Origin of the sequence: Comamonas granuli NBRC 101663 (assembly GCF_000739995.1) — a bacterium.
GTDB lineage: Bacteria > Pseudomonadota > Gammaproteobacteria > Burkholderiales > Burkholderiaceae_C > Simplicispira > Simplicispira granuli.
Genome location: NZ_BBJX01000005.1, coordinates 260,077 through 285,799, shown reverse-complemented (window position 1 = coordinate 285,799; position 25,723 = coordinate 260,077). Strand labels below are relative to the sequence as shown.

The following is a 25,723-nucleotide window of genomic DNA, read 5'->3' as shown; positions in this document are numbered from 1 at the left end:
CTCACTTGAGCCGTGCCAGGCGTTCCTTGGCTGCCGGTGCAGCTTCGGACTGCGGATAGGCGTGCAGCAAGTCCTCCAGGGTCTTGCGCGCGCCGCGCACTTCCTTGAGTTCGATCTGGCAGTTGGCGATGGACAGCATGGCCTCGGGCGCACGCGCATGCTGGGGCGCTGCCGCCAGCAGGGCGCGGAAGGTCTGGACCGCTTCCTTGTAGTCGCGCGTGGCGTACTGCGCATTGCCCAGCCAGAAGCGGGCCGAAGGCAGGTAGCCGCTGCCCGGGTACTGCTTGAGGAAAGTGGCAAACAGACCCTGCGCATCGGCGTAGCGGCCTTCGCGGAAACGCGCCAGCGCGGCCTCGAAATCGCGCTTCTCGCCCGGGTCGGCCTGGAACTGCTGGCCGTCGATGCTGACCTGCACGGGTTCGAACTGGCGCAGGCGCTCGTCCACCCCCTGGGCGATGTCTTTCTGGCGGCGCTGCAGCTCGGCCACTTCGCGCCCGAGCTGTTCGTTCTGGCCGCGCAGGCCGGCGACCTCGGCCTTGAGGGCATCGATCTGCGATTGCAGATCCAGCAGGCTGCGGCGCAATTGTGCGTTGTCCTCGCCGGCGCGCTGACCGGATTGCTGCAGCGCATCGACACGCTGGCGCATCTCCAGGATCGCACGGCGCGCTTCGCTGTCCTCGAACAGCGCGGCGCGGCCCTGCGGCACGTAGGCACACGCCAGCGCCAGGGCCAGCAGCAGGGGCGCGCGGCGCAGGGGGGGCATCAAGCTGCGCATGGGCTGGCCGCTCAACGGTAGGAGATCTCGGCGCGGCGGTTCTTGGCGTAGGCCTCTTCACTGAAGCCCTGCATGGCCGGCTTTTCCTTGCCGAAGCTCACGGCCTCGATCTGGTTGTCCGACACGCCCAGCAAGCCCAGGGCGCGGCGCACGGCCTCGGCGCGGCGCTGGCCCAGGGCCAGGTTGTATTCCCGGCCGCCACGCTCGTCGGTGTGGCCTTCGATGACGGCACGGCGTGCGGGGCTGGCCTTGATGAAACGCGCATGCGCCTCGATGACGGCCTGGAACTCGGGCTTGATGACGTAGCTGTCGAAATCGAAGTACACCACGCGGCTCACGCCCACCGGGCCGGCCTTGTCGGCCGCCGATTGCGACAAATCCACCCCTTGCACGCCGCTCTGCCCGGCGTTGCCCGACTGCGAGCCCTGGCTGGAGAGCGGGGCTCCGCTCTTGTCCTCGACGGGAACGTTGTCGAGATCCACCCCCGAACTGCAACCCGCGACCAGGGCGGCAGCGGCAACGACATAGGCAATACGTTTGATCATGAAAAGCTCCTGCATGGCTGAAACCAAAAGATGGAAAAAGTTCACTGGAACTGGTAGGGGCCCCAATCGGGCTCGCGGATGTCGCCGCCCTGCCCCGCCAGCCGGGCCTTGATCTTGCCGTCCAGCGTGGTGGTCATCAGCGCCTCGCGGCCCTGCTGCTGGGTGGCGTAGACGATGAGGCGGCTGTTGGGCGCAAAGCTCGGGCGCTCGTCGGCGCTGGTGTCGGTCAAGGCCGTGGCGGCGCCGGTCGCCAGCTCCATGGCGTGCAGCCTGAAGGCGCCGTTCACGCGCGAGACATAGGCGAGCCAGCGGCCGTCCGGGCTGATGGCGGGCGAAATGTTGTAGCTGCCGCTGAAGGTCACGCGCTCGGCATTGCCGCCGCTGCTCGCCACCTTGTAGATCTGCGGTGCCCCGCCGCGGTCGCTCACGAAGTAGATGAAGCGCCCATCGGGCGAGAAGGCCGGTTCGGTATCGATGCCGCTGCTTTGCATGAGGCGGCGCGGCTCACCGCCATTGGCGTCGATGGTGTAGAGCTGCGAGTTGCCGTCGCGGCTCAGGGTGATGGCCAGGGTGCGCCCGTCGGGCGACCATGCGGGGGCGCTGTTCGAGCCCTTGAAATTGGCCACCAGGCGGCGCCGGCCGCTGGCCACGTCGTGCACGTACACCACGGGCTTGCGCGACTCGAAGGACACATAGGCCAACTGCCCGCCCGAAGGCGACCATGCCGGGGAAATGATGGGTTCGGGACTGGCGAGCGCCGCCTGGGCGTTCTCGCCGTCGGAGTCGGCGACCCACAGGCTGTAGCGATTGCCCGCCTTGGTGACGTAGGCGATGCGCGTGGAGAACACGCCGCGCACGCCCGTGAGCTTTTCGTACACGAAATCGGCGATGCGGTGCGCCACCAGGCGCAGGTCGGCCTGCACCACCACGTAGCTCTGGCCGCCGAGGTCCTGGCCACGCACCACGTCCCACAGGCGAAAGCGCACGTCGTAGCGGCCATCGGCCAGGCGCACGACGCTGCCCGAGACCAGCGAATCCGCACTCTTCTGGCGCCACAGGGCCAGGTCCGGGCGGGTGGTCTCGTCCAGGCGCATGCCGGCGGTATCGACGCCGCGGAACTGGCCGCTGCGCTCCAGGTCCGCCTGCACGATAGCGGAGATCTTCTGCGGCGACTGCGCCTCATCGCGGAAGGGCGCGATGGCAATGGGCAATTGCGTCATGCCCACGCCCGTGACTTCGACGCGGAACTGCGCCGCGGCCGGCAGGCTGGCCAGCGCGCCCAATGCCGCCAGGCACTGGCGGCGCGTGAAGGGGGACGTGGGGACGGGGGAGGAGGATGCGGGTAGGCGTTGTGTCGTCATGCGCGATGGGCAGCAAACGGGCGATAGCCGCTTGTCAGGGTGAGAATGTTACACACTCGGGAGCGCCCTCCCTGTCACAAACTGTTGGACTCGGCCGGAAAAGTAGAATCGCGACCGCATGCAAGCCCCCGACAACGGCCCGCCCGGCGCCCCCCCCTCCCCTGCCGAACCACCCGCACAGCCCCTGCGCGCGCGCCTGTCCCGCCTGGCGGTGTACTTCGGCCTGCAGCACCGCCTGGCCTGGGCGGGTGCGATTCTGGCCACGCTGGTGGGCGCCATCACCGAACCCTTGATCCCGGCCCTGCTCAAGCCCTTGCTCGATCAGGGGTTTTCCGAGGGTTCGCTGCAGCTGTGGATGGTGCCGCTGGCCATCATGGGCGTGTTCCTCGTGCGTGGGCTGGCGCAGTTCGTCGGGCAGTACGCGCTCGCACGCATCGCCAACGAAGGCATGCTGCTGCTGCGCAGCCGCCTGTTCGAGCGCCTGCTGGCGGCGGACATGGGCCTGTTTGCGCGCCAGTCGGCCAGCACCCTGTCCAACACCGTGGTCTACGAGGTGCAGACCGGCGCCACGCTGCTCGTGCAGGCGCTGCTGGGCATCTCGCGCGACGGCTTCACCCTCGTGGCCCTGCTGGCCTACCTGCTGTACCTGAACTGGCAGCTCACGCTGATCGTGGCCGTGGTGGTGCCCGGCGTGGCCTGGATCATGAAGACGCTCTCGCGCCGCCTCTACCGCCTGACCAAGAGCGGGCAGCAGGCCACCGACGAACTCGCCTACGTGGTGGAGGAAAACGTGCTCGCGCACCGCATGGTGCGCCTGCATGCGGCCCAGGCGGCACAGGCCAGCCGCTTCGAGACCCTCAGCCGCAGGCTGCGCAGCCTGGCCATCAAGTCGACCATCGCCTCGTCGGCCATGACCCCGCTGACGCAATTGCTCGCCGCGGCGGCGCTCTCGGCGGTGATCTGCGTGGCGCTGTGGCAGGGCCGCAGCACCGCGGGCAGCGCGCACGACGTGACCGTGGGCGGCTTCGTGGCCTTCATCACCGCCATGCTGATGCTCATTGCCCCCATCCGCCGCCTGGCCGACGTGGCCAACCCCATCACGCGCGGTGTGGCGGCGCTCGAACGCGGACTGCACCTGCTGGGACACACGCCCGCCGAGCAAGGCGGCCGCCATGCGCCGGGGCGCGCACGCGGCGCGATCGCGCTGCGCGGGGTGCGCGTGGCCTTCGCCGCCGACCAGGCGCCGGCCCTGGCGGGCGTGGACCTGGACGTGCGCCCCGGCGAGGTCGTGGCCCTGGTGGGCCCCTCGGGGGCGGGCAAGACCACGCTGGTGAACCTGCTGCCGCGCTTCGTGGCGCACAGTGCGGGCGAGGTGCTGCTCGACGGCCACGCCATCGAGGACTGGGACCTGGCAGCCCTGCGCGCGCAGTTTGCGCTGGTGAGCCAGGACGTGGTGATGTTCAACGACAGCATCGCCGCCAACGTGGCCCTGGGCCAGGCCGTGGACCGCCAGCGCGTGCAGGCCTGCCTGGCGGCGGCCAACCTCGCGGACCACGTGGCGGCCCTGCCCCAGGGCATGGACACCGTGGTGGGGCACAACGCCATGCAGCTCTCGGGCGGGCAGCGCCAGCGCCTGGCGATTGCGCGCGCGCTCTACAAGGACGCCCCCATCCTGATCCTCGACGAGGCCACCTCGGCGCTGGACACCGAGTCCGAGCGCCTGGTGCAGGACGCGCTGCAGCGGCTCATGCAGGGGCGCACCACGCTGGTGGTGGCGCACCGGCTCTCGACCATCGAGCACGCGGACCGCGTGGTCGTGATGGAGCGCGGGCGCATCGTGGAACAGGGCACGCACGCCGCCTTGCTGGCCCGCGGCGGCCTGTACGCACGCCTGCAGGCGCGCCCGGCAGACGCCGGGGAACCTGCTTGAGCGCTCTCCTGCGGCCTACCAGCGGCCGCGCTGGGGTTGGCGCCGGCGGATGGCCGCGGCGACCAGCTCCACCATGTCCTGGCGCCCCGCGCGCAGCGCGAAATCGGCGGCGCTCAGGCGCAACTGGTTGCGCAGCGCCGGGTCGGCGCCCTCGCGCAGCAGCAGCTCGGCCGCCTCGCGCGTGCCGTAGTGCACCGCCATCATGAGCGGCGTGGTGCCATTGGGCGAGGCGGCGTCGATATAGGCATGGTGCTCCAGCAGCAGCGCAATGATCTCGGCCTGCTGCGGTGTGGTTCCGGTCGCCGCGTAGTGCAGCGGCGTCCAGCCGGGCTTGTTCACGTCGGCATCGCGCGCGATCAGCGCGCGCACCGCCTGCACATGGCCGCGCAGCGCCGCCATCATGAGCGCGCTCTCGCCCTGGGCGTTGCGCGCCTCGACCTGCAGATCGCGCGCCTGCATGAGGGCGTCGAACGCCTTGAGCGCGCCCGCCTGCAGCGCCAGGATCAGGCCAGGCTGACCCTTGGGGTCGCGCGTGTTCGGGTCGAAGCCGCGCTGCAGCAGCGCGGCGATGGTGCCCGCATCGTCGCGCGCGATGGCCGCGAAAAAATCCTCGTACGAGCCCGCGCGGGCCGGCAGGCTGCCTGCCAGGGCCAGCAGCAGCAGGGCGCGGCGGGCCAGGGGCGCGCCCCTCATGCGGCCACCACCTGCGGGAACAGGCGCTCGAAGTTGCGCTCCGTGGCCTCGGCCACCGCCTCGACGGCCAGGCCGCGCACAGCGGCGATCTGGCGCGCGACCTCGGGCACATAGGCGGGGGTATTGGTCTTGCCGCGGTAGGGCACGGGGGCCAGGTAGGGGCTGTCCGTCTCGATGAGCATGCGCTCCAGGGGCACGAAGGCGGCAATGTCGCGCAGGTCCTGCGCGTTCTTGAAGGTGATGATGCCGGAGAAGGAGATGTAATACCCCAGGTCGAGCGCGGCACGCGCCACCGCGGCCGTCTCGGTGAAGCAGTGGAACACGCCGCCGGCGCTCGCGCTGCCGCCGTCCTCGCCCTCCTCGCGCAGGATGGCCAGGGTGTCGGCCGAGGCGCTGCGCGTGTGGATCACCAGCGGCCTGGCGGCCGCGCGCGCCGCGCGGATATGGGTGCGAAAGCGCTCGCGCTGCCATTCCAGGTCGGCGATGCTGCGCCCGCCCTTGCGGTCTTCCATGCCGTAGTAGTCCAGGCCGGTCTCGCCGATGGCGACCACGCGCGGCAAGGCGGCGCGCTCGACGAGCTCCTGCACCGTGGGTTCGGCGACGCCCTCGTTGTCCGGGTGCACGCCCACGGAGCACCAGAAGTTGTCGTAGCGCAGGGCCAGCGCGTGCACCGCGGGGAATTCCTCCATGGTCGTGCAAATGCACAGGGCGCGCCCCACCTGGGCGGCCTGCATGGCGGCGCGGATGGCAGGCAGTTGCTCCGACAACGGCGGAAAGGACAGGTGGCAGTGCGAATCGGTGAACATGGCGAACCAAGAAAAATGCCGATCCGCACGGGCGCGGACCGGCAGCGGCGCGGCGGGCGCGTCAAATCGTCTGCGTGGGGCGGTCCGAACCCAGGGCAGCGCCCAGGATCTGCTCGATCTTGACCTTGAGCTGGGCCGACTTCTCGTCCTTGGGGAACTGGATGCCCACGCCCTGCGTGCGGTTGCCGCCCGCGCGCGCGGGCGTCACCCAGGCCACCCGGCCCGCCACGGGGTAGCGCTGGGTGTCCTCGGGCAGGGTCAGGAGCACGTACACGTCGTCGCCCAGGCGGTACTCGCGCGTGGTGGGCACGAAGATGCCGCCTTCGACGAAGAACGGAATGTAGGCGGCATGCAGGGCGCCTTTTTCCTTGATCGCCAGCTGCATGACGCTGGGACGGGGTGCAGTGGACGGGGAGCTCATGATCGTGCGGGCGGTATGGCAGTGGCCGAGTGTAGGACGTTTCGCGCCTGCGCGACAAGCGCCTCGAGCAGCAGGCCGGTGTTGTACGGGTGCTCGGCCGTGCGCGCGGCCTGCATGAGCGCGCGCGACCAGCGCGCCAGGGCGGCCAGCGGTGGCGCGGGCGGCAAGTCGGCCGCGGCAAAGTAGCGCGGCGCGGCGCCCACGCTGCAGGCCATGAGGTCATGGCAGAGCTTTTGCAGCGCGGTGATGGCCTGCGCCGGGCGGGCCTCGGCCAGCATGGCCGGCGTGCCCTGCAGCAAGGCCTTGGGGAACTGCGCCCAGGCCTGGGGCGCCAGGCCGCTGCGCGCCAGGTGCAGCGCATCATGGGGCCGCCCCCCGGCGGCGCGCAGCCAGGCCTCGGCCGCCGGGCCGGGCACGCCCTGCGCGGCCAGCCAGGCCTGCATGGGCTGCGCGCCGGGCCAGTCCATGGCATGGCCCAGGCAGCGGCTGCGGATGGTGGGCAGCAACTGGTGCGCCGCCTCGCTGGCCAGCACGAAGCGCACGTCGCCGGGCGGCTCCTCCAGGGTCTTGAGCAGGGCGTTGGCGGTGACGTGGTTCATCTGTTCGGCCGGGTACACCAGCACGGCCTTGCCCCGGCCGCGCGCACTGGTGCGCTGGGCAAACTCCACGGCGTCGCGCATGGCCTCCACGCGGATCTCGGCGCTGGGCTTGCGCTTTTTCTCGTCGATCTCGGTCTGCGCCTTCTCGGGCAGGGGCCAGCCCTGGGCGAGCATGTCCTGCTCGGGCATGAGCACGCACAGGTCGGCATGGGTGTGCACGTCGATGGCGTGGCAACTGGCGCACTGCCCGCAGGCCGCGCCGTCCCCGGCGGGCGCCTCGCACAGCCAGGCGCGCACCAGCTCCAGCGCCAGCGCGAACTGCCCCAGACCCGAGGGCCCGTGCAGCAGCCAGGCATGGCCGCGCTGGGCGAGCAGTTGCGTGCGCTGCGCCGCAATCCAGGGGGCCGGCGCTGCAGCGTGCGCGCTCACGCGCCGCCTCCCTGGGCTACTGCGGCTGGCAGCCAGCCGCGCTGCGCCAGCACCTGCCGCAGCTCGGCCCACACCGCTTCGCGCGGCTGGGCGGCGTCCAGCCGCGCGAAGCGCTGCGGCGCGGCCTGGGCGCGCCGGGCATAGGCCTGGGCCACGCGCGTGAAAAAGGCCTCGTCCTGCGACTCGAAGCGATCGGGCGCGCGCGCCGTGGCCAGGCGCTGCGCGGCCATGGCCGGGGGCAGATCGAACCACAAGGTGAGATCGGGTTCACGCATCAAATCGGGCTGCAGGGCAAGCCCAGTCTGCGCCATGCGCTCCAATATTGATAGCAAATCCCAATCGAAGCCGCGCCCGCCGCCCTGGTAGGCGAAAGTGGCGTCGGTGTAGCGGTCGCACAGCACCACGTCGCCCCGTGCCAGCGCGGGCTCGATGACCTGGCGCAGGTGGTCGCGCCGGGCGGCAAACACCAGCAGCGCCTCGGTGAGCGCGTCCATGGGCTCGCCCAGCAGCAGGGCGCGCAGCTTCTCGGCCAGCGGGGTGCCGCCGGGCTCGCGCGTGACGGTGACGCTGCGCCCCGCGCCGCGCAGGGCCGCGGCCAGCGCCTCGATGTGCGAGGACTTGCCCGCGCCGTCGATGCCCTCGAAGGTGATGAACAGGCCTGGGGTCATTTCTTTTGCAGTTGGTAGCGCTGGACGGCGCGGTTGTGCTCGTCGAGCGTGGCGCTGAAATGGCTGCTGCCGTCGCCGCGCGCCACGAAGTACAGGGCGCGCGTCGCCTGCGGCTGCACCGCCGCCATGAGCGCGGCCTTGCCCGGCATGGCGATGGGCGTGGGCGGCAGGCCCGCGCGGGTATAGGTGTTCCAGGGCGTGTCGGCCTGCAGGTCGCGCTTGCGCAGGTTGCCGTCGAACTTCTCGCCCAGGCCGTAGATCACGGTAGGGTCGGTCTGCAGCAGCATGCCGGCGCGCAGCCGGTTGACGAAGACGCCGGCGATCTGCCCGCGGTCGGCCGCCTGGCCGGTCTCCTTCTCGACGATGCTGGCCAGGATGAGCGCCTCGTCGGCGCTCTTGAGCGGCGTGTCGGCGCTGCGCTGCGCCCAGGCGGCCTCCAGGTGGCGGTCCATGGCGTGCAGGGCGCGGCGCAGCACGGCCAGGTCGCTGGAGCCCTTGGCGTAGGCGTAGGTGTCGGGGAAGAAGCGCCCCTCCGGGGGCACGCCCGGGCGCCCGAGCTGCTGCATGATGGCGGCGTCGTCCAGGTCGGCAGTGTCGCGCCGCAGCTCCTCGCGCGCCAGCGCGGCGCGCACCTGGCGGAAGGTCCAGCCCTCCACCAGCGTGAGGCTGCGCAGCGACTCCTCCCCGCGCACCAGCTTGTCGAGCAGGGTGAGGGGCGTGGTGCCCGGCGGGATTTCGTAGTTGCCCGCGCGGATCTCGCGCACCTTGCCCGAGAGGCGGAACCAGGCGAACAAGAGCCGCGCATCCACGCGCACGCCCGCGCGCTCGAGGTCGCGCGCGATGCTGCGCGGCGGCGTGCCAGGCTCGATGGCGAGCTCCAGCGGTTCGCTGCCCATGGGCAGCGGCGCGTGCAGCCAGCCCCAGGCCACGGCGCCCAGCCCGACGGCCACCATCAGTGCCAGAAGAAGGAATCGGCGCACAACCCTGATGCGAGTAGGAGTGAGGAACCGGGCATCATAATGGAGCCATGTCAGCCATGCTCCAGGGCGTAGCCCCCCTCGAAAACCTGGGCGTCATCCGTGCCGAAGGCGAAGACGCCGCCAAATTCCTCCACGGCCAGCTCACCCACGACTTTGCCCTGCTCGACCTGGCGCATGCGCGCCTGTGCGCCTTCCTCTCGGCCAAGGGTCGCATGCAGGCGAGCTTCATCGGCTTCAAGCGCAGCCCCACCGAGGTGTGGCTGGTCTGCAGCCGCGACCTGCTGGCCGCCACACTCAAGCGCCTGTCCATGTTCGTGCTGCGCGCCAAGCTGCGCCTGAGCGACGCCAGCGCCGAGCTGCGCGTTGCCGGCCTGGCCGGTGATGCTATTCAATCGATAGCTGGTGGCGTACAGCCCATGTGGGCCAAGGCCGATTTGGGCCCTGCCAGCCTGGTGCACCTGCCCGCGGCGGCGGGCCAGGCGCGCGCGCTGTGGGTGGGCCCGGCCAACGAGCCCCTGCCCGCCGGCGCCGCGCTCGACCCGGCGCTGTGGGCCTGGGGCGAGGTGCAGAGCGGCGTGGCCACGCTGAGCGCGCCGCTGATCGACGCCTTCGTGCCGCAGATGCTCAATTACGAATCGGTCGATGGCGTGAGCTTCAAGAAGGGCTGCTACCCGGGCCAGGAGGTCGTGGCGCGCAGCCAGTTCCGCGGCGCCATCAAGCGCCGCGCCTATATCGCCCATGCCGATGCGCCGCTGGCCGTGGGCGCCGAGGTGTTCAGCGCGCAGGACGCCGAGCAGGCCTGCGGCACCGTGGTGCAGGCGGCCGCAGCGCCCGGCGGCGGTTGGGACGCCATCGTTGCGCTGCAGATCGCCGCGGCCGAGGCGGGTGACCTGCATGCGGGCGCACCCGCCGGCCCCGCACTGACCCTGGGCACCCTGCCCTATCCCTTGCGCGACGACCTCTGATGCAGCCACCTACCACCGCGCCGGGCGCCAGCCCCTGGCGCATGTCCGTCGCGCCCATGATGGACTGGACCGACCGCCACTGCCGCTACCTGCATCGTCTGCTCACGCGCCACACCTTGCTGTACACCGAGATGGTCAATGTGGGCGGCATCCTGTTTGGCGGTACCGAGCGGCACCTGCGCTACAACGCCGAAGAACACCCCGTGGCCCTGCAATTGGGCGGCAACGAGCCCGGCAAACTGGCCCAGGCCGCGCGCCTGGGCGAGCAATGGGGCTACGACGAGATCAACCTCAACTGCGGCTGCCCCAGCGACCGGGTGCAGCGCGGCGCCTTTGGCGCCAGCCTGATGAAAGCGCCCTCCCTGGTGGCCGACTGCGTGAAGGCCATGGTGGACGTGGTGCAGGTGCCCGTGACGGTCAAGCACCGCATCGGGCTCGACAAGGAGGAGAGCTACGCTTTCGTGCGCGACTTCATCGGCACCGTACAGGACGCCGGTTGCCAGGTGTTCATCGTGCATGCGCGCAATGCCTGGCTGCAGGGTCTCTCGCCCAAGGAAAACCGCGACATCCCGCCGCTGCGCTACGCGGTGGTGCACCGGCTCAAGCAGGACTTCCCGCACCTGACCATTGCCGTCAACGGCGGCATCTGCACCGATGAGGCCGTGCAGGCGCAACTGCAACAGGTCGATGGCGTGATGGTGGGCCGCGAGGCCTACCACAACCCGTGGTGGCTGGCGCGCTGGGACACTCTGTACTTTGGCGCACCCGAGCGCCAGCTCAGCGTGGAAGCCGTGGAAGACGCCATGGTGGACTACATGGAGCGCGAAGCCGCGCAGTACGGCACGCCCTGGTACGCCATCGCGCGCCACATGCTGGGCCTGCGCCACGGATTGAGCGGCGCCCGGCGCTGGCGCCAGGTGTGGAGCGACCACCGCCTCAAGGACCTGCCGGCGCGCGAAGTGGCTGCCCAGGCGCGCGCCGCCTGCACCCTGCGCGCCTGAGGGCGCACGGCACGTGCGCACCGCCCCCGGCACAGCGCGCGGTGATCCTCAGGATGCGAGCTGCCGCTGCAGCCAGGCGCCCAGGGGTTCGGGCCGGCCGAACAGGTAGCCCTGCAGGCCGTCGCAGTGGCTGGCGGTGAGGAAGTCGGCCTGCGCCTGCGTCTCCACCCCTTCAGCCACCACGCGCAGCTTGAGGTGGCGCGCCACCGACAGAATGGATTGCACGATGGCCGTGTCGTTGGGGTCGTCCGGCGCGTCCTGCACGAAGCTGCGGTCGATCTTGAGCTCGTACAACGGCAGGCGCTTGAGATAGGCCAGGCTGGAGTAGCCGGTGCCGAAGTCATCGATGGAAAAGCGCAGGCCCATGCGCACCAGCTCGGTCATGCGGGCGATGGTGTTGTCCAGGTCGTCGATCAGCAGGCTCTCGGTCACCTCCAGGATCAAGTGGTCGGGCGGCGCGCCCGTCAGCTCCAGCATGGCGCGCAGGCGCTCGACGAAATCCTCCTGCCGGAACTGGCGCTGGCTCACGTTCACCGAAATCGACACCAGGCGCCCGGCGGTCTGCAAGCGGGCCAGGGTTTCGCAGGCCTGCTGCAGCATCCAGTCGCCCATGCGCAGGATCAGGCCCGAAGACTCGGCCACCGGGATGAAGCGCGCAGGCGGCACCGGGCCGCGCACTGCGTGGCTCCAGCGCATGAGCAGTTCGCCGCCCTCCACCGTGCCGTCGGGCCGCACCTGGGGCTGGATGTAGGCCGCCAGTTCCCCCGCGCCCACGGCCTTCTTCAGGTCCTGCTCCAGCGCCAGGCGCTCCTGCACGTCGGCCTGCATGGCCTCCTCGTAGAAGCAGATGCGGTTGCGCCCGAGGTCCTTGGCACGGTACATGGCCGTGTCGGCCTCGCGCAGCAGGTCCTCCACGCCCTCGCCGTGCTTGGGAAACAGGGTGATGCCTATGCTGGCCGTGCTGCTGTAGGCGTGCGCCTCGATGCTGTAGGGCTCCTCCAGCGCGGCGCGCACGCGCTCCCCGCTCAGCAGGGCACCGCGGCCGGCGTTCTCCATATCGGGCGCGATGTCGTTGAGCAGCAGCACGAATTCGTCGCCCCCCAGCCGCGCCAGCGTGTCGCCGGGCCGCAGCAGGCCGCCCAGCCGCTGCGCGACCTGGTTCAGCAGCATGTCGCCGAAGCGGTGGCCGCGCGCGTCGTTGATCTGCTTGAAGTTGTCCAGGTCGATGAACAGCAGGGCGCCCACCTCGTGCGCGCTGCGCGCCCACGCCAGGGCGTGGGCCAGCCGGTCGAGCAGCATGCGCCGGTTGGGCAGACCCGTGAGCGTGTCGAAATAGACCAATTGGTGGGTGCGCGCCTCGGCCTGCTTGCGCTCGGTGATGTCGCGCGCCAGGGCGATGAGCTGCGCCTCCTGGCCCGGCGCCCCGGCCGCCTTGCGCGCCACGGACAGGTCGAACCAGTGCGCCTGGCCGGCCAGCTCCAGGCGCAAGGCCTGGCCGCTCGCATGCCCGCTGCGCGCCGCCTCCTCCAGCGCCGCACGGCAGGCAGCGGCATCGCCCTCGGCCACAGCGTCCTGCAGCCGCCGGCCGACCAGGCCGGCGACCGGCAGGGACTGCGCCGCGCTGCCCGGCCGGCAGTGGTGGATGCGGCCATCGGGGCCGAGCTCGAACAGCAGGTCGGGGATGGCGTTGAGCGTGCCCTGCAGGTCGTCGCGCGTGCGCCGCAGGGTGTCGGTCATGCGCAGCGCCAGCGCCACGGCGCGCTCGCGCGCGGTGGCCAGCACCCAGGCCAGGCCGCCCACCAGCAGGCTCAGCACCGCGCCCAGCAGGGCGGCCATGCCCGGTCCGGAGCTGTCCTGCAGGCGCTCCTCGAAGCCGGGCAGCGGGCGCATCACCAGGGTCCACCGGCGCCCGCCCAGCTCCATCCAGCGCGTCTCCTGCAGATCGGTGTCGGGCAGGCTGGCCGGCGGGGTCAGGCGCCGCGCGGGGTCCAGGGTGTCGCCCTCGTAGATGGCCAGGTCGATGTCGCGGTCCAGTTGCGGACGCATGCCCTGCAACAGTTCTTGCATGCGAAACGGCGCCGACACCCAGCCCACGATGCGCGCGCGCCGCTCGGGCACCGAGCCGGGCAGCACGCCCCCCTGGTACAGGGGCAGGTACATCACCATGCCCAGGCGCTCACTGGCCGCGGTGTACTGGCGCAGGGGGATGGGCGCGGTCAGCGCCAGCTCGCCCGTGTCGCGCGCGCGCTCCAGGGCCTCCAGTGCGCCGGGGACCGTGGAGACGTCATAGCCCAGCGCCCGGCGGTTGATGTCGTCGTTCGGCTCGATGTGCGTGATGAGCAGGTATTGCGCCCGCTCTCCGCCGGGCTGGATGCGCAGGTCGGTGAGGGCCTGCGCCTGCTCCGGTGTGAAGCGCCGGATGTAGGCGATGCCCTGCAGGCCTGGCAAGGCGTCCTGCAGGTTCAGGGCATCCACGTAGGCGTGGAACTCGTGCGGGTCGATTTGCTCCGACCCGTCGTAGTAGCCCTTGACGCCGCGCAGCACCATTTGGTAGGTGTCGATGCGGCCCTTGATGCTGAAGGCGATCCGGTCCACGGCCTGGGTGAAGGCCTGCTGCCGGCGGCTGCGCTCGGCCTGGGTCTCGGCGTACCAGTAGGCCAGGGTGAGGCACAGCAGCACCGCCGTGAGCATGGCCGCCGTCCAGCCGGGGCGGCCCCAGCGGCCCGCGGCGGCGGGCGGCAGTTCGGCGGCTGAGGCAGGGCTTGGAGACATGCAAAAGGGCGGGTTCGCGCCGGTAGCGGCACCACCATGGGCCGCGCAGCGGTGCGGGAAAATACAGAAAAAGAGAAACGCCAGAGCCCATTATGGTCGGAGCGCCGCAGCCTGCGCTGGCGCCTGCGCCCACCGGCCGCGCGCGCTGCGCCGCGGCGGGCGCCTGGCCGTGAGAAATTGATGCCAAAACAGGCTCAAACGCTTAACCATCAAGCGCCAGCAGCTCTCATTCCAATAGCACTACCGGTTGGAGAGCGCAGAGTGCATCTTGACCTCTGTCACGCCGGCGACGCCATCCCCGGGGTTTCACGGCCTGCAAACGTAAACAAATGCTGCTATATTGCACTGCAACATAAGAGATTTTTCCATGCTCTACCAGATTTTCGAAACCCAGCGCTCCTTCATGGAGCCCTTTGCCGATTTTGCGCGCGCAGCCTCGAAGTTCTACAGCAACCCCTTGTCGCCCTTCCAGAAACTGCCGCTGGCGCAGCGCATTTCCGCCGCCTACGACCTGCTCTACCGCCTGGGCAAGGACTACGAGAAGCCCGAGTTCGGCATCAAGACGGTGCCGGTCAACGGCGTGGAGGTGGCCATCCATGAGCGCGTGGAGATCGAGAAGCCGTTTTGCGAACTGCGGCGCTTCAAGCGCTTCTCCGACGATCCCAAGACGCTGGAGCTGCTCAAGACCCAGCCCGTGGTGCTGGTCGTGGCGCCGCTGTCGGGCCACTACGCCACGCTCTTGCGCGATACCGTGCGCACCATGCTCAGCGACCACAAGGTCTACATCACCGACTGGAAGAACGCGCGCATGGTGCCGCTGTCCGAAGGGGACTTCCACCTCGACGACTACGTGCACTATGTGCAGGACTTCATCCGCCACCTGCAGGGCATCTACGGCAATTGCCACGTCGTGAGCGTGTGCCAGCCCACGGTGCCGGTGCTCGCGGCCGTCTCCCTCATGGCCAGCCGCGGCGAGACCACGCCCCTGTCGCTGACCATGATGGGCGGCCCCATCGACGCGCGCAAAACCCCCACCGCCGTGAACAACCTGGCCATCGAGCGCAGCTACGAGTGGTTCGAGAACAACGTGATCTACCGCGTGCCCGAGAACTACCCCGGCGCCGGCCGGCGCGTGTACCCCGGTTTTCTGCAGCATGCGGGCTTCGTGGCCATGAACCCGGACCGCCACGCGGTGAACCACTACGACTACTTCAAGAACCTGATCAAGGGCGACGACAGCAGCGCCGAATCGCACCGCAAGTTCTACGACGAATACAACGCCGTGCTCGACATGGACGCCCACTACTACCTGGAAACCATCAAGACGGTGTTCCAGGAATTCCGCCTGATGCACGGCACCTGGGATGTGCGCTCGCCCGAGGGTCAGCTCGAGCGCGTGCGCCCGCAGGACATCACGCACAGCGCCCTGCTCACCATCGAGGGCGAGCTCGACGACATCGCCGGCATAGGCCAGACCAGCGCCGCGCACGAGCTGTGCACCGGCCTGGCCAGCAAGGAGCAGCGCCACCTCGAGGTGCCGGGCGCGGGCCACTACGGCATCTTCAGCGGACGGCGCTGGCGCGAGCTGGTATATCCGCAGGTGCGCGACTTCATCCGCGAACACCAGGCGGCCACCGCCCCGGCACCGGCCGCCACGGCCGAGGCCCCCGCGGCCCCCCCCGCGCGCAAGCGGCCCGCCAAGACCCCATGAGCGCGCGCGCGCCAGCGCCCGGCCGGCCGCCTGCGGCCTCCCTGGCCGAGCGCCTGCTGGACGCCCTGCCCCAGACCCAGTGCCAGCGCTGCGGCTATGCCGACTGCGCGGCCTACGCCCAGGCCATGGCCGCAGGCGAAGCGGCCATCAACCGCTGCCCGCCGGGCGGGGCGCAGGGCGTGCAGCAGCTCGCCGCCCTCACCGGCCGCCCGGTGCTACCCCTGGACCCGGCCTGCGGCAACGAAGGCCCGCGCAGCCTGGTGCGCATCGACGAAGACTGGTGCATAGGCTGCACGCTGTGCATCAAGGCCTGCCCGGTCGACGCCATCGTGGGCGCCAGCAAATACATGCACACCGTGCTGCCCCAGGACTGCACGGGCTGCGAGCTGTGCATCCCCGCCTGTCCGGTCGACTGCATCATTCCCTACAACGCCAGCGGCACGGCCACGGGCTGGGCGGCCTGGTCGCCCGCCCAGGCCGAACAAGCGCGCGAGCGCTATGCGCGCCGCAGCGCCCGCCTGGCCGCGCCAGAGCCACCGCCGCCGCCGCCGGCGCCCGCCGTGGCAGAGCCGGCCCCACCCACGCCGCAGGAGCCCCAGCCGGCCCCCGCCACCGACGCCGGCGCACGCCAGGCGGCCATAGCCGCGGCCCTGGCGCGCGCCCGGGCCTTGCGCGGCGCCGCCTGAACGCGGCCGCCGCAGCAGAGTCCGCCTTATTCAGCGGCCGGCCAGGGTCTTGTAGACGCCGCAGCCCACGTACAGGTCGCCCAGCAGGCAGACGTAGGACATCTTGGTCTGCACCGTGCCCGTGGCCGGGTTCTGGATGCCGTACTCCACCCAGCCGGGCTCGCGGTCGGCCTGGGCGATGATGTCGTGCACCAGCCGGTCCCCCTCGATGCCGGGAATGTCGCGCACCCGCGTGCCCACCTTGGCCGGGTTGCCGCCAAAGGCCAGGTAGGTGCCCTGGGTATCGAGCGCGAAGACGTACATGTCGCGGTCGTGGTAGGGCTGGGCGGGGTCGGTGAGCGTGCGCAGGAACTGCTCGCGCCCCACCCGGCGGTGCAGGTCGGCCGCCTGGGCGACCAGCGCCATGGCCTCGTCGGCCGTGCCCTGCTGCAGGCGAAAGCTCTCCACCGCGCGCGCCAGGGTGCTGGCGCGCCCCTCCAGCGCCGCCGCATGCGCCACGGCGTGCTCGACCATCTGGGCATTGCGCTGGGTGATGTGGTCGAGCTGGCGCACCGCCGTGGCGATTTCCTGCAGGCCCGTGCTCTGCTCGGTGTCGGACGAGGCGATCTCGGACAGGGTACCGGCCAGCGAGCGGATGGCGTCGTTCATCTGGGCCATGCCCTGGCCGGCCGAGCCGATCAGGCCGGCGCTGGTCTCCACCTGCCCGACCGAGGCACCGATGAGGTTGCGGATCTCGCGCGCCGCCTCGGCCGAGCGCCCTGCCAGGGTGCGCACCTCGGAGGCGACCACGGCAAAGCCGCGGCCCTGCTCGCCGGCGCGCGCGGCTTCCACGGCGGCATTGAGGGCCAGGATATTGGTCTGGAAGGCGATGCCGTCGATCACGCCGATGATTTCGTTCATGCGCCGTGCGCTCTGCTGGATGGCCTGCACCGACTGCACGGCGAGCTCCATGGCGCGCGCGCCCTCGGCGGCGTCCTTGCTCACGCGGGCGGCGCGCTCGTCGGCAGCGCGCACGCTCTGCGCATTGCCCTGCACCGTGCCCACCATCTGCTCCACGCTGGCGGCGGTCTGCTCCAGGTTGGCGGCCTGCTGTTCGGTGCGCTCGGACAGCGCGCGGCTGTCGCGCCCCAGGGTCTGCCCGGCCTGGGCGACCAGTGCGGCGTTGCTGCGGATGTCGGCCACCATGGCCGAGAGGGTCTGCACCATGCGGTCGAGCAGGCGCATGAGCTCGGCCACCTCGTCCTGCCCTTGGCTGGCCACGTGCACCGACAGGTCGCCGCGCGCCGAGCGCTCCATGTGCTGCGCCAGTTGCCGCAGCCCGCCGTGCAGGCTGGCGTGCAGGGACCACAGCAGGTACAGCAGCACCAGCGCACCGCCGCCGCGCACCAGCCAGAACCAGGCACTGCCAGCGCCCGCGAGATCCAGCAGCGCCAGCAAGGCGAGCAGGCCCAGCACCGCCACCCCCACCAGCGCCAACTGCCCTGCAAGGCGGAACCGGCGCATGAGCCACAGCCCCGGCCGCAGCAGCGCGGGCGCATCATGAGTCTCCATGGGCAATCCTTTGGTGTGATGTCGGCAGGGCAGTGGCGCGGGGCGGGGAGCGGGCCACTGGCGGCAAGGGTGGGCCATTGTCGAAACTCCAGCCTTCATTGAACTTACACGCCGGCCCGGGCGGCGCCGTGCCGGGGCCGCGCCATCTTTCATAATGGCGCACCATGAATCCCTTGCTCTCCCGGCTGCAGCCCTATCCGTTCGAGCGGCTGCGCCAGCTTTTCGCCTCCGTCACCCCTTCTCCCCAGCACCGTGCGATCAGCCTGGGCATCGGCGAGCCGCGCCACGCGACGCCGCCGTTCATCCAGGACGCCCTGGTGGCCGGCCTGGAGGGCCTGGCCCGCTACCCCTCCACGCTGGGCGAGCCGCGCCTGCGCCAGGCCTTTGCCGGGTGGCTGCAGCGCCGCTACGGCCTGGCGCTGGACCCCGACACGCAGATGCTGCCCGTCAACGGCTCGCGCGAGGCCCTGTTCGCCTTTGCGCAGACCGTCATCGACGCCGGCGCCCCGCAGCCCACGGTCGTGTGCCCCAACCCCTTCTACCAGATCTACGAGGGCGCGGCGCTGCTGGCCGGGGCCACGCCCTACTTCGCCCCCAGCGATCCGGCGCGCAATTTCGCCGTGGACTGGGACAGCGTTCCGGCCTCCGTGTGGGAGCGCACGCAACTGCTGTTCGTCTGCTCCCCGGGCAACCCCACGGGCGCCGTGATGCCGCTGGCCGAGTGGGAAAAGCTGTTCGCCCTGTCCGACCGCCATGGCTTCGTGATCGCCTCGGACGAGTGCTACAGCGAGATCTACTTCCAGGGCGAGCCCCCGCTGGGCGGCCTGGAGGCGGCCGCGCGCCTGGGGCGCAGCGACTTTCGCCGGCTGCTGGCCTTCACCAGCCTGTCCAAGCGCAGCAACGTGCCAGGCCTGCGCAGCGGCTTCGTGGCGGGCGATGCGCGGCTCGTCCAGGACTTTCTGCTCTACCGCACCTACCACGGCAGCGCCATGGGCCCGGCGGTGCAGGCGGCCAGCATCGCCGCCTGGAACGACGAACAGCATGTGGTGGACAACCGCGCCCTGTACCGCGCCAAGTTCGCCCAGGTCACGCCCCTGCTCGCTCCCCTGATGGACGTGCGCCTGCCCGATGCCGGCTTCTACCTCTGGGCGGGCGTGCCCCCGCACCTGGGCATGAGCGACACCGAATTCGCGCGCGCCCTGCTGGCTCAATACAATGTCACGGTGCTGCCCGGCAGCTTCCTGGCACGCACATCGGGCGGCGTCAACCCGGGCGCGGGCCGCGTGCGCATGGCGCTGGTGGCCGAAACCGCCGAGTGCGTGCAGGCTGCCGAGCGCATCGCCCAGTTCATCCAATCCCACCCATCCCGGCAATCATGAGCCAACAACTCCAGAACACCATCGAAAGCGCCTGGGAGCAGCGCGCCAGCCTCTCCGCCGCCTCCGCCCCTGCCGACGTGCGCGAGGCCGTGGAGCACGTGCTCGCCGAACTCGACAGCGGCCGCCTGCGCGTGGCCACGCGCGAGGGCGTGGGCCAGTGGAGCGTGCACCAGTGGATCAAGAAGGCCGTGCTGCTGTCCTTCCGGCTGCAAGACAACGTACCCATCCAGGCGGGCGACCTGGGCTTCTACGACAAGGTGCCGACCAAGTTCGGCGGCCTCGGCGCCGAGGCCCTGGCGGCCACGGGCGTGCGCGTCGTTCCCCCCGCGGTGGCGCGCCGCGGCAGCTTCATCGGGCGCGGCGCCATCCTCATGCCCAGCTACGTGAACATCGGCGCCTACGTGGACGAGGGCACCATGGTGGACACCTGGGCCACCGTGGGCTCGTGCGCGCAGGTGGGCAAGCATGTGCACCTCTCGGGCGGCGTGGGCCTGGGCGGGGTGCTCGAACCCCTGCAGGCCAACCCGACCATCATCGAGGACAACTGCTTCATCGGCGCGCGCTCGGAGATCGTCGAGGGTGTGATCGTCGAGGAGAACTCCGTCATCAGCATGGGCGTGTACATCGGCCAGAGCACCCCCATCTACGACCGTGCCACGGGCGAGGTCAGCTACGGGCGCATTCCGGCAGGCTCGGTGGTCATCAGCGGCAGCCTGCCCAAGGACGGCGGGCGCTACAGCCTGTACGCGGCCATCATCGTCAAGCGCGTCGATGCGCAGACGCGCGCCAAGACCAGCATCAACGACCTGCTGCGCGATTGAGCCGCACCACCCGCGCCAGCGCAGCACCACCACGGAGGGAGACAGCATGAGCACGATGGAACGCATCCTGCGCCTGATGGCCGAGAAGAAGGCCTCGGACGTGTACCTCTCGGCCAACGCACCGGCGCTCATCAAGATCAACGGCGAATGCGTGCAGATCAACAGCCAGATCCTGCCGCCCGAAGCGCCCAAGAACCTGCTCGCCGAGATCGTCCCCCCCGACCGCATCGAGGAGCTGGAGGAAACCGGCGAGCTCAACATGGGCGTGCCCCTCACGGGCGTGGGGCGCTTTCGCGTCAGCGCCATGCGCCAGCGCGGCAGCTACGCCGTGGTGATCCGCTTCATCAGCCAGCAGGTGCCGGAGCTCAGCGAGCTGAGCCTGCCGCCCGTGCTGGGTGACCTGATCCTGGAAAAGCGCGGCCTGATCCTGGTGGTGGGCGCCACGGGCTCGGGCAAGAGCACCTCGCTGGCGGCGATGATCGACAAGCGCAACAGCCTGATGTCCGGGCACATCCTGACCATCGAGGACCCGGTGGAATACCAGTTCCGCAACCGCAAGTCCATCGTCAACCAGCGCGAGGTCGGCAGCGACACCCAGTCGCTGCAGATTGCGCTGAAGAACGCCCTGCGCCAGGCGCCGGACGTGATCCTGATCGGCGAGATCCGCGACCGCGAGACCATGTCCGCCGCCATTGCCTACGCCCAGTCGGGCCACCTGTGCCTGGCCACGCTGCACGCCAACAACAGCTACCAGGCGCTCAACCGCATCCTGTCGTTCTACCCCGTCGAGGTGCGCCCCACGCTGCTGGGCGACCTGTCCTCGGCCCTCAAGGCCATCATCTCGCAGCGCCTGGTGCGCACCGCCGCTGGCGAGCGCCTGCCCGCCGTCGAGGTCATGCTCAACACCAAGCTCGTGGCCGAGCTGATCGAGAAGGGCGACTTCTCCGGCGTGCGCGAAGCCATGGAAAAGTCCATGGCCGAGGGCTCGCAGACCTTCGAGGAAGACCTGGCGCGCCTGATCATGGAAAACCGCATCGACCGCAAGGAAGGCCTGGCCTACGCCGACTCGCCGACCAACCTGATGTGGCGCCTGCAGAACGACTTCTCGCTCGCCGCCAAGGCCGCGCAGGCGCACAAGGAAGCGCGCGAGGCGCAGGCGCAGGACGACGCTCCCTCCTTCACCGAAATCGTGCTCGACATCAAGCCCGGCGCCTGATTCCCCACCCCTCTTCCATGTCCTCCACCCTGCAACTGGCCCAGGCGCTCATCGCCCGGCCCTCCACCACCCCCAGCGACGCCGGTTGCCTGGACTTGATCACCGAACGCCTGCAGGCCCTGGGCTTTGTCTGCGAACGCATGGACAGCGGGCCGGACAGTTTCCGCGTCAGCAATTTATGGGCAAAACGCAGTGCAGCGCCTGCCCATCAAGCGCAAGCAGCTATCAAAACCATAGTATTTGCCGGCCACACCGACGTGGTGCCCACCGGCCCGCTGGAGCAATGGGGCAGCCCGCCTTTCACCCCCACCGTGCGGGGCGACAAGCTCTACGGGCGCGGCGCCAGCGACATGAAGACCTCCATCGCCGCCTTCATCGTCGCGGTGGAGGAATTCCTCGCTGCCACACCCGATCCCGGCATGGACATCGCCCTGCTGCTCACCAGCGACGAGGAAGGCCCCTCCGTGGACGGCACCAAGATCGTTGTCGAGCGCCTGCGCGCGCGCGGCGAGCGGCTGGACTGGTGCATCGTCGGCGAGCCCACCTCCGTGCGCCAGACCGGCGACATGATCAAGAACGGCCGCCGCGGCACCTTGAGCGGCAAGCTCACCGTGCACGGCATCCAGGGCCACATCGCCTACCCGCACCTGGCGCGCAACCCCATCCACCAGGTGGCCCCGGCGCTGACCGAGCTCGTCGCCATGCGCTGGGACGAAGGCAACGCCCATTTCCCGCCCACGAGCTGGCAGGTGAGCAATATCCACGGCGGCACGGGCGCGAGCAACATCATCCCCGGTGCGGTGGTCATCGACTTCAACTTCCGCTTCTGCACCGAATCCACGGCCGAAGACCTCAAGCAGCGCCTGCTGGCGGTGCTCGACCGCCACGAGCTCGAATACGAACTCCAGTGGACCCTGGGCGGCGAGCCCTTCCTCACCACGCCCGGCGAGCTGGTGCAGGCCGTGCAGCAGGCCATCGCCGAGGAAACCGGCCTGGCCACCGAACTGTCCACCACGGGCGGCACCAGCGACGGGCGCTTCATCGCCACGCTGTGCCCGCAGGTGATCGAACTGGGCCCGCCCAACGCCAGCATCCACAAGATCGACGAGCACATCGCGCTGGCCGACATCGAGCCGCTCAAGAACATCTACCGGCGCACGCTTGCCCACCTGAGCACCCTGGCCCGCACAGGCGCCCCGGCATGAGCAGCGCCAGCCCCACCGCCCTGCCGGCGCTGCAAGGCGCCACCGTGGGCGCGCTCGTCGCCGCCGGCGCGCGCCTGCTCGAAGCCGCCGGCGTGTCCTTCGGCCACGGCACCACCAACGCCCGCGACGAAGCCGCCTGGCTGGTGCTCTGGCGCCTGGGCCTGCCGCTCGACAGCCCCCTGGGCGAAGACCCCGGCTCCATAGAAGACAGGCCTGTAGCGCCCGCCGATCAAGCGCTGGTAGCTACACTTTTTGAAGAACGCATCCGCAGCCGCAAGCCCGCCGCCTACCTCACGCGCGAGGCCTGGCTGCAGGGCGTGCCCTTCTACGTGGACGAGCGCGCCATCGTGCCGCGCAGCCTGATCGCCGAGCTGATCGCTGACGGCGGCTTCGACGATTTTCTGGGCGCACACACGCAGCGCGTGCTCGACCTGTGCACGGGCAACGGCAGCCTTGCCGTGCTCGCCGCCATGGCCTGGCCCGAGATCCACATCGACGCCGCCGACATCAGCGACGACGCCCTCGCCGTGGCCCGCATCAACGTCGAGCGCCACGGCCTGCAGCACCGCATCCGCCTGCTGCACAGCGACGGGCTGGCCGCCTGCCCCGGCCCCTACGACCTGATCCTGTGCAACCCGCCCTACGTCAACGCCGCCAGCATGGCGCAGCTCCCACCGGAATACCGCGCCGAGCCCACCCTGGCCCTGGCCGGGGGCACGGACGGCATGGACTTCATCCGCCGCCTGCTGCACGCCGCCCCGGCCCGCATGAGCGAACACGCCGTGCTGGTACTGGAGATCGGCAACGAGCGCGCGCACTTCGAGGCTGCGTTTCCCCAACTGCCCGTCTTCTGGCTGGACACCAGCGCCGGCGAGGACCAGGTGCTGCTGGTGGAGCGTGCGGCCCTCTCCTGCTTTTCCCTTCCTGAATGATCAATCTCAAGAACATCACCTTGCGCCGCGGCGCCAAGGTGCTGCTGGACGGCGTCAGCGCCACCATCAACCCCGGCGAACACGTGGGGCTGGTGGGGCGCAATGGCGCCGGCAAGTCCAGCCTGTTTGCCCTGCTCAATGGCTCCCTGCATGAGGACGGTGGCGACTTCGAGCTGCCGGCGCACTGGCGCATGGCGCAGGTGGCGCAGAACATGCCCGAGACGGAGGAGTCGGCCAGCGATTTCGTCGTCGCCGGCGACACGCGGCTGGCCGAGGCCCAGGCCCGGCTGGCGCTGGCCGAGGCAGGTGACGACGGCATGGCCATTGCCCAGGCACACAGCGACCTGCACGACGCCGGCGCGCACGACGCCCTGGCACGCGCGCAGGCGCTGATCCTGGGCCTGGGCTTCAAGGTGGGTGAGCTGCAGCAGCCGGTCAACAGCTTTTCCGGCGGCTGGCGCATGCGCCTGCAACTGGCGCGCGCGCTCATGTGCCCCAGCGACCTGCTGCTGCTCGACGAGCCCACCAACCACCTGGACCTGGACGCACTGGTGTGGCTCGAAGCCTGGCTGCAGCGCTACAGCGGCACGCTGGTCGTCATCAGCCACGACCGCGAGTTCCTCGACGCGGTGACCAACGTCACCCTGCACATCGAGAACGCCCGGCTCACGCGCTACGGCGGCAACTACAGCCGCTTCGAGGAGCTGCGCGCGCAGCAACTCGAACTGCAGCAGGCGAGCTACGCGCGCCAGCAGGAGAAGATCGCGCACCTGCAGAAGTTCATCGACCGCTTCAAGGCCAAGGCCACCAAGGCGCGCCAGGCACAAAGCCGCGTGAAGGCGCTCGAGCGCATGGAGCGCATCGCCCCCGTGCTCGCCGAGGCCGAATTCACCTTCGAATTCAAGGAGCCCAGCAATCTGCCCAACCCCATGCTGGTGATCGACGACGCCAGCTTCGGCTACCGCGCCGAGGACGGCACGCCCACCACCATCCTGCAGCATGTGCAGCGCAGCGTGATGGCAGGCCAGCGCATCGGCATTCTGGGCGCCAACGGGCAGGGCAAGTCCACCCTGGTCAAGACCATTGCCCGGCAGATGGCGCCGCTGGCAGGCCGCGTGACCGAGGGCAAGGGCCTGGCCATCGGCTACTTCGCGCAGCAGGAGCTGGACGTGCTGCGCCCCGCCGACAACCCGCTGGAGCACATGATCCGCCTGGCGCGCGAGCTCGGCGCCGAGGCGCGCGAACCCAGCCGCGAGCAGGACCTGCGCAACTACCTGGGCAGCTTCAACTTCACGGGCGACATGGTCAAGCAAAGCGTGGGCAGCATGAGCGGCGGCGAAAAGGCGCGCCTGGTGCTGGCCATGATCGTCTGGCAGCGCCCCAACCTGCTGCTGCTCGACGAGCCCACCAACCACCTGGACCTGGCCACGCGCGATGCGCTGTCGGTGGCGCTCAACGAGTTCGAGGGCACCGTCATGCTGGTGAGCCACGACCGCGCCCTGCTGCGCGCCGTGTGCGACGAGTTCTGGCTCGTGGGCCGCGGCGCGGTGGGCCCGTTCGACGGCGACCTGGACGACTACCAGCGCTACCTGCTCGACGAGGCCCGGCGCCTGCGCGAGCAGGCCCGCGCCGCAGGCCTGGCGGCAGAGCTTGGCAGCGCATCATCGACGGCAAAATCCGTAGCTGCCAGCGCGCAGCCAGCAAGCGCTGAGGGGCAAAAAGCGCCTGAAACGCCGGCCGCCGCCCGCGACCCGCGCGAGCAGCGCCGCCAGGAGGCCCAGGCGCGCCAGGCGCTGGCGCAAAAGCTGCGCCCGCTCAAGCAGGAGCTCGAGCGCATCGACCGCCGCCTGGCCGAGCTGGCCCAGGAGCGCAGCACGCTGGAGCAGCGTCTCTCCGAGCCCCTGGTGAGCGCCGACATCGCCGACTGCGGCCGCCGCCTCAAAGCGGCAAACGACGAGACGGCCGCGCTCGAAGAGCGTTGGCTGGAGCTCTCCAGCGAGATCGACAGCGCAAGCGCCTGAAAAAGCCGGCACGCGCACCGCGGCCGTGCTGAATTTCGGGTGTTTTTGGCCTCCAGGGCTTTTGCAGCAAGCGCTGGCAGCTACGCTTTCAGGAGCAAAATGGGCGGCACGAGACGTGCAAAAAAAGCCTGCCGGGCTGTCAACGGCTGCGCACGGCGCTGCGTTGTAGAGCCATCAACGGAGCTTTTTGCCATGAACACCTTTTTCACCCTGAACGCCTGGCCCGAAGACGAGCGCGACCGCAAGCGTGCCCCCG

Annotated in this window: 22 protein-coding genes; 11 read left to right on the top strand and 11 right to left on the bottom strand. The window is 70.3% G+C overall.

The genetic code is table 11. The features are described from left to right. Position 1: 1 nt before the first annotated feature. From ybgF to tolB, 3 genes are read right to left on the bottom strand one after another with little or no spacing between them, the layout of a single operon-like run. The gene (gene ybgF / locus CGR01S_RS06875) at positions 2-763 is read right to left on the bottom strand and encodes a tol-pal system protein YbgF (protein ID WP_245616765.1); all 762 of its coding nucleotides are present in this window, start codon (positions 761-763) and stop codon (positions 2-4) included. A gap of 23 nt (positions 764-786) precedes the next feature. Further along, positions 787-1,320, bottom strand: a complete 534-nt coding sequence (gene pal, locus CGR01S_RS06870; RefSeq protein WP_042424647.1) for a peptidoglycan-associated lipoprotein Pal — start codon at positions 1,318-1,320, stop codon at positions 787-789. Positions 1,321-1,361: 41 nt separating this feature from the next. Next, on the bottom strand, positions 1,362-2,681 hold the full coding sequence (gene tolB / locus CGR01S_RS06865; protein ID WP_042424214.1) for a Tol-Pal system beta propeller repeat protein TolB: 1,320 nt from the start codon (positions 2,679-2,681) through the stop codon (positions 1,362-1,364). Positions 2,682-2,799: 118 nt separating this feature from the next. Between tolB and msbA the strand changes: the two genes are divergently transcribed. Continuing rightward, positions 2,800-4,611 (top strand): lipid A export permease/ATP-binding protein MsbA, encoded by a 1,812-nt coding sequence (gene msbA / locus CGR01S_RS06860; RefSeq protein ID WP_042424212.1) that lies wholly within the window; start codon positions 2,800-2,802, stop codon positions 4,609-4,611. 15 nt (positions 4,612-4,626) lie between these two features. Here msbA and CGR01S_RS06855 read toward each other — a convergent pair whose 3' ends face one another. The 6 genes from CGR01S_RS06855 to mltG form a co-directional block, all read right to left on the bottom strand. Then, positions 4,627-5,304 (bottom strand): ankyrin repeat domain-containing protein, encoded by a 678-nt coding sequence (locus CGR01S_RS06855; RefSeq protein ID WP_042424209.1) that lies wholly within the window; start codon positions 5,302-5,304, stop codon positions 4,627-4,629. Further along, positions 5,301-6,110, bottom strand: a complete 810-nt coding sequence (locus tag CGR01S_RS06850) for a TatD family hydrolase (RefSeq protein ID WP_042424203.1) — start codon at positions 6,108-6,110, stop codon at positions 5,301-5,303. The genes CGR01S_RS06855 and CGR01S_RS06850 overlap by 4 nt, the downstream gene beginning before the upstream one ends. Before the next feature lie 61 nt (positions 6,111-6,171). Next, entirely contained in the window at positions 6,172-6,531 is a 360-nt protein-coding gene (locus CGR01S_RS06845; protein ID WP_042424201.1) for a PilZ domain-containing protein, read from the bottom strand. Further along, positions 6,528-7,559, bottom strand: a complete 1,032-nt coding sequence (locus CGR01S_RS06840; RefSeq protein WP_042424199.1) for a DNA polymerase III delta subunit-related protein — start codon at positions 7,557-7,559, stop codon at positions 6,528-6,530. The genes CGR01S_RS06845 and CGR01S_RS06840 overlap by 4 nt, the downstream gene beginning before the upstream one ends. Next, on the bottom strand, positions 7,556-8,227 hold the full coding sequence (tmk, locus tag CGR01S_RS06835; RefSeq protein WP_042424197.1) for a dTMP kinase: 672 nt from the start codon (positions 8,225-8,227) through the stop codon (positions 7,556-7,558). Before tmk ends, CGR01S_RS06840 begins: the two co-directional genes overlap by 4 nt. Beyond that, a complete protein-coding gene (gene mltG / locus CGR01S_RS06830; RefSeq protein ID WP_156967517.1) occupies positions 8,224-9,180 on the bottom strand; it encodes an endolytic transglycosylase MltG in 957 nt (318 codons plus the stop codon). The genes tmk and mltG overlap by 4 nt, the downstream gene beginning before the upstream one ends. 74 nt (positions 9,181-9,254) lie before the next feature. On the opposite strand from mltG, the gene ygfZ reads away from it, so the two are divergent. After that, positions 9,255-10,172: a CAF17-like 4Fe-4S cluster assembly/insertion protein YgfZ gene (gene ygfZ / locus CGR01S_RS06825; protein ID WP_042424196.1), complete on the top strand. Its 918-nt coding sequence runs from the start codon at positions 9,255-9,257 to the stop codon at positions 10,170-10,172. After that, a complete protein-coding gene (gene dusA, locus CGR01S_RS06820) occupies positions 10,172-11,173 on the top strand; it encodes a tRNA dihydrouridine(20/20a) synthase DusA (protein WP_042424194.1) in 1,002 nt (333 codons plus the stop codon). The genes ygfZ and dusA overlap by 1 nt, the downstream gene beginning before the upstream one ends. 48 nt (positions 11,174-11,221) lie before the next feature. Here the strand turns inward: dusA and CGR01S_RS17190 are convergent, their stop codons facing one another. Then, positions 11,222-13,945, bottom strand: coding sequence for a bifunctional diguanylate cyclase/phosphodiesterase (locus CGR01S_RS17190; protein WP_042424190.1), 2,724 nt, complete (start codon positions 13,943-13,945; stop codon positions 11,222-11,224). A 367-nt stretch (positions 13,946-14,312) separates the two neighbouring features. Here CGR01S_RS17190 and CGR01S_RS06810 point away from each other — a divergent pair, with 367 nt between their 5' ends. Continuing rightward, complete coding sequence (locus CGR01S_RS06810; protein ID WP_042424188.1) at positions 14,313-15,656, top strand: polyhydroxyalkanoate depolymerase; 1,344 nt, start codon at positions 14,313-14,315, stop codon at positions 15,654-15,656. Further along, on the top strand, positions 15,653-16,342 hold the full coding sequence (locus tag CGR01S_RS06805) for an RnfABCDGE type electron transport complex subunit B (protein WP_042424186.1): 690 nt from the start codon (positions 15,653-15,655) through the stop codon (positions 16,340-16,342). The genes CGR01S_RS06810 and CGR01S_RS06805 overlap by 4 nt, the downstream gene beginning before the upstream one ends. 30 nt (positions 16,343-16,372) lie before the next feature. Here CGR01S_RS06805 and CGR01S_RS06800 read toward each other — a convergent pair whose 3' ends face one another. Next, positions 16,373-17,893 (bottom strand): methyl-accepting chemotaxis protein, encoded by a 1,521-nt coding sequence (locus CGR01S_RS06800; RefSeq protein WP_042424182.1) that lies wholly within the window; start codon positions 17,891-17,893, stop codon positions 16,373-16,375. A gap of 164 nt (positions 17,894-18,057) precedes the next feature. On the opposite strand from CGR01S_RS06800, the gene dapC reads away from it, so the two are divergent. From dapC to CGR01S_RS06770, 6 genes are read left to right on the top strand one after another with little or no spacing between them, the layout of a single operon-like run. Continuing rightward, a complete protein-coding gene (dapC, locus tag CGR01S_RS06795; RefSeq protein WP_042424179.1) occupies positions 18,058-19,272 on the top strand; it encodes a succinyldiaminopimelate transaminase in 1,215 nt (404 codons plus the stop codon). Continuing rightward, positions 19,269-20,093: a 2,3,4,5-tetrahydropyridine-2,6-dicarboxylate N-succinyltransferase gene (gene dapD, locus CGR01S_RS06790; protein ID WP_042424177.1), complete on the top strand. Its 825-nt coding sequence runs from the start codon at positions 19,269-19,271 to the stop codon at positions 20,091-20,093. Before dapC ends, dapD begins: the two co-directional genes overlap by 4 nt. A 46-nt stretch (positions 20,094-20,139) precedes the next feature. Further along, the gene (locus CGR01S_RS06785) at positions 20,140-21,309 is read left to right on the top strand and encodes a PilT/PilU family type 4a pilus ATPase (protein ID WP_042424175.1); all 1,170 of its coding nucleotides are present in this window, start codon (positions 20,140-20,142) and stop codon (positions 21,307-21,309) included. 17 nt (positions 21,310-21,326) lie between these two features. Next, a complete protein-coding gene (dapE, locus tag CGR01S_RS06780; protein WP_042424172.1) occupies positions 21,327-22,514 on the top strand; it encodes a succinyl-diaminopimelate desuccinylase in 1,188 nt (395 codons plus the stop codon). Beyond that, positions 22,511-23,446, top strand: coding sequence for a 50S ribosomal protein L3 N(5)-glutamine methyltransferase (gene prmB, locus CGR01S_RS06775; protein WP_042424169.1), 936 nt, complete (start codon positions 22,511-22,513; stop codon positions 23,444-23,446). Before dapE ends, prmB begins: the two co-directional genes overlap by 4 nt. Then, positions 23,443-25,467 (top strand): ABC-F family ATP-binding cassette domain-containing protein, encoded by a 2,025-nt coding sequence (locus tag CGR01S_RS06770; RefSeq protein ID WP_042424167.1) that lies wholly within the window; start codon positions 23,443-23,445, stop codon positions 25,465-25,467. The genes prmB and CGR01S_RS06770 overlap by 4 nt, the downstream gene beginning before the upstream one ends. Positions 25,468-25,723 lie beyond the last annotated feature (256 nt).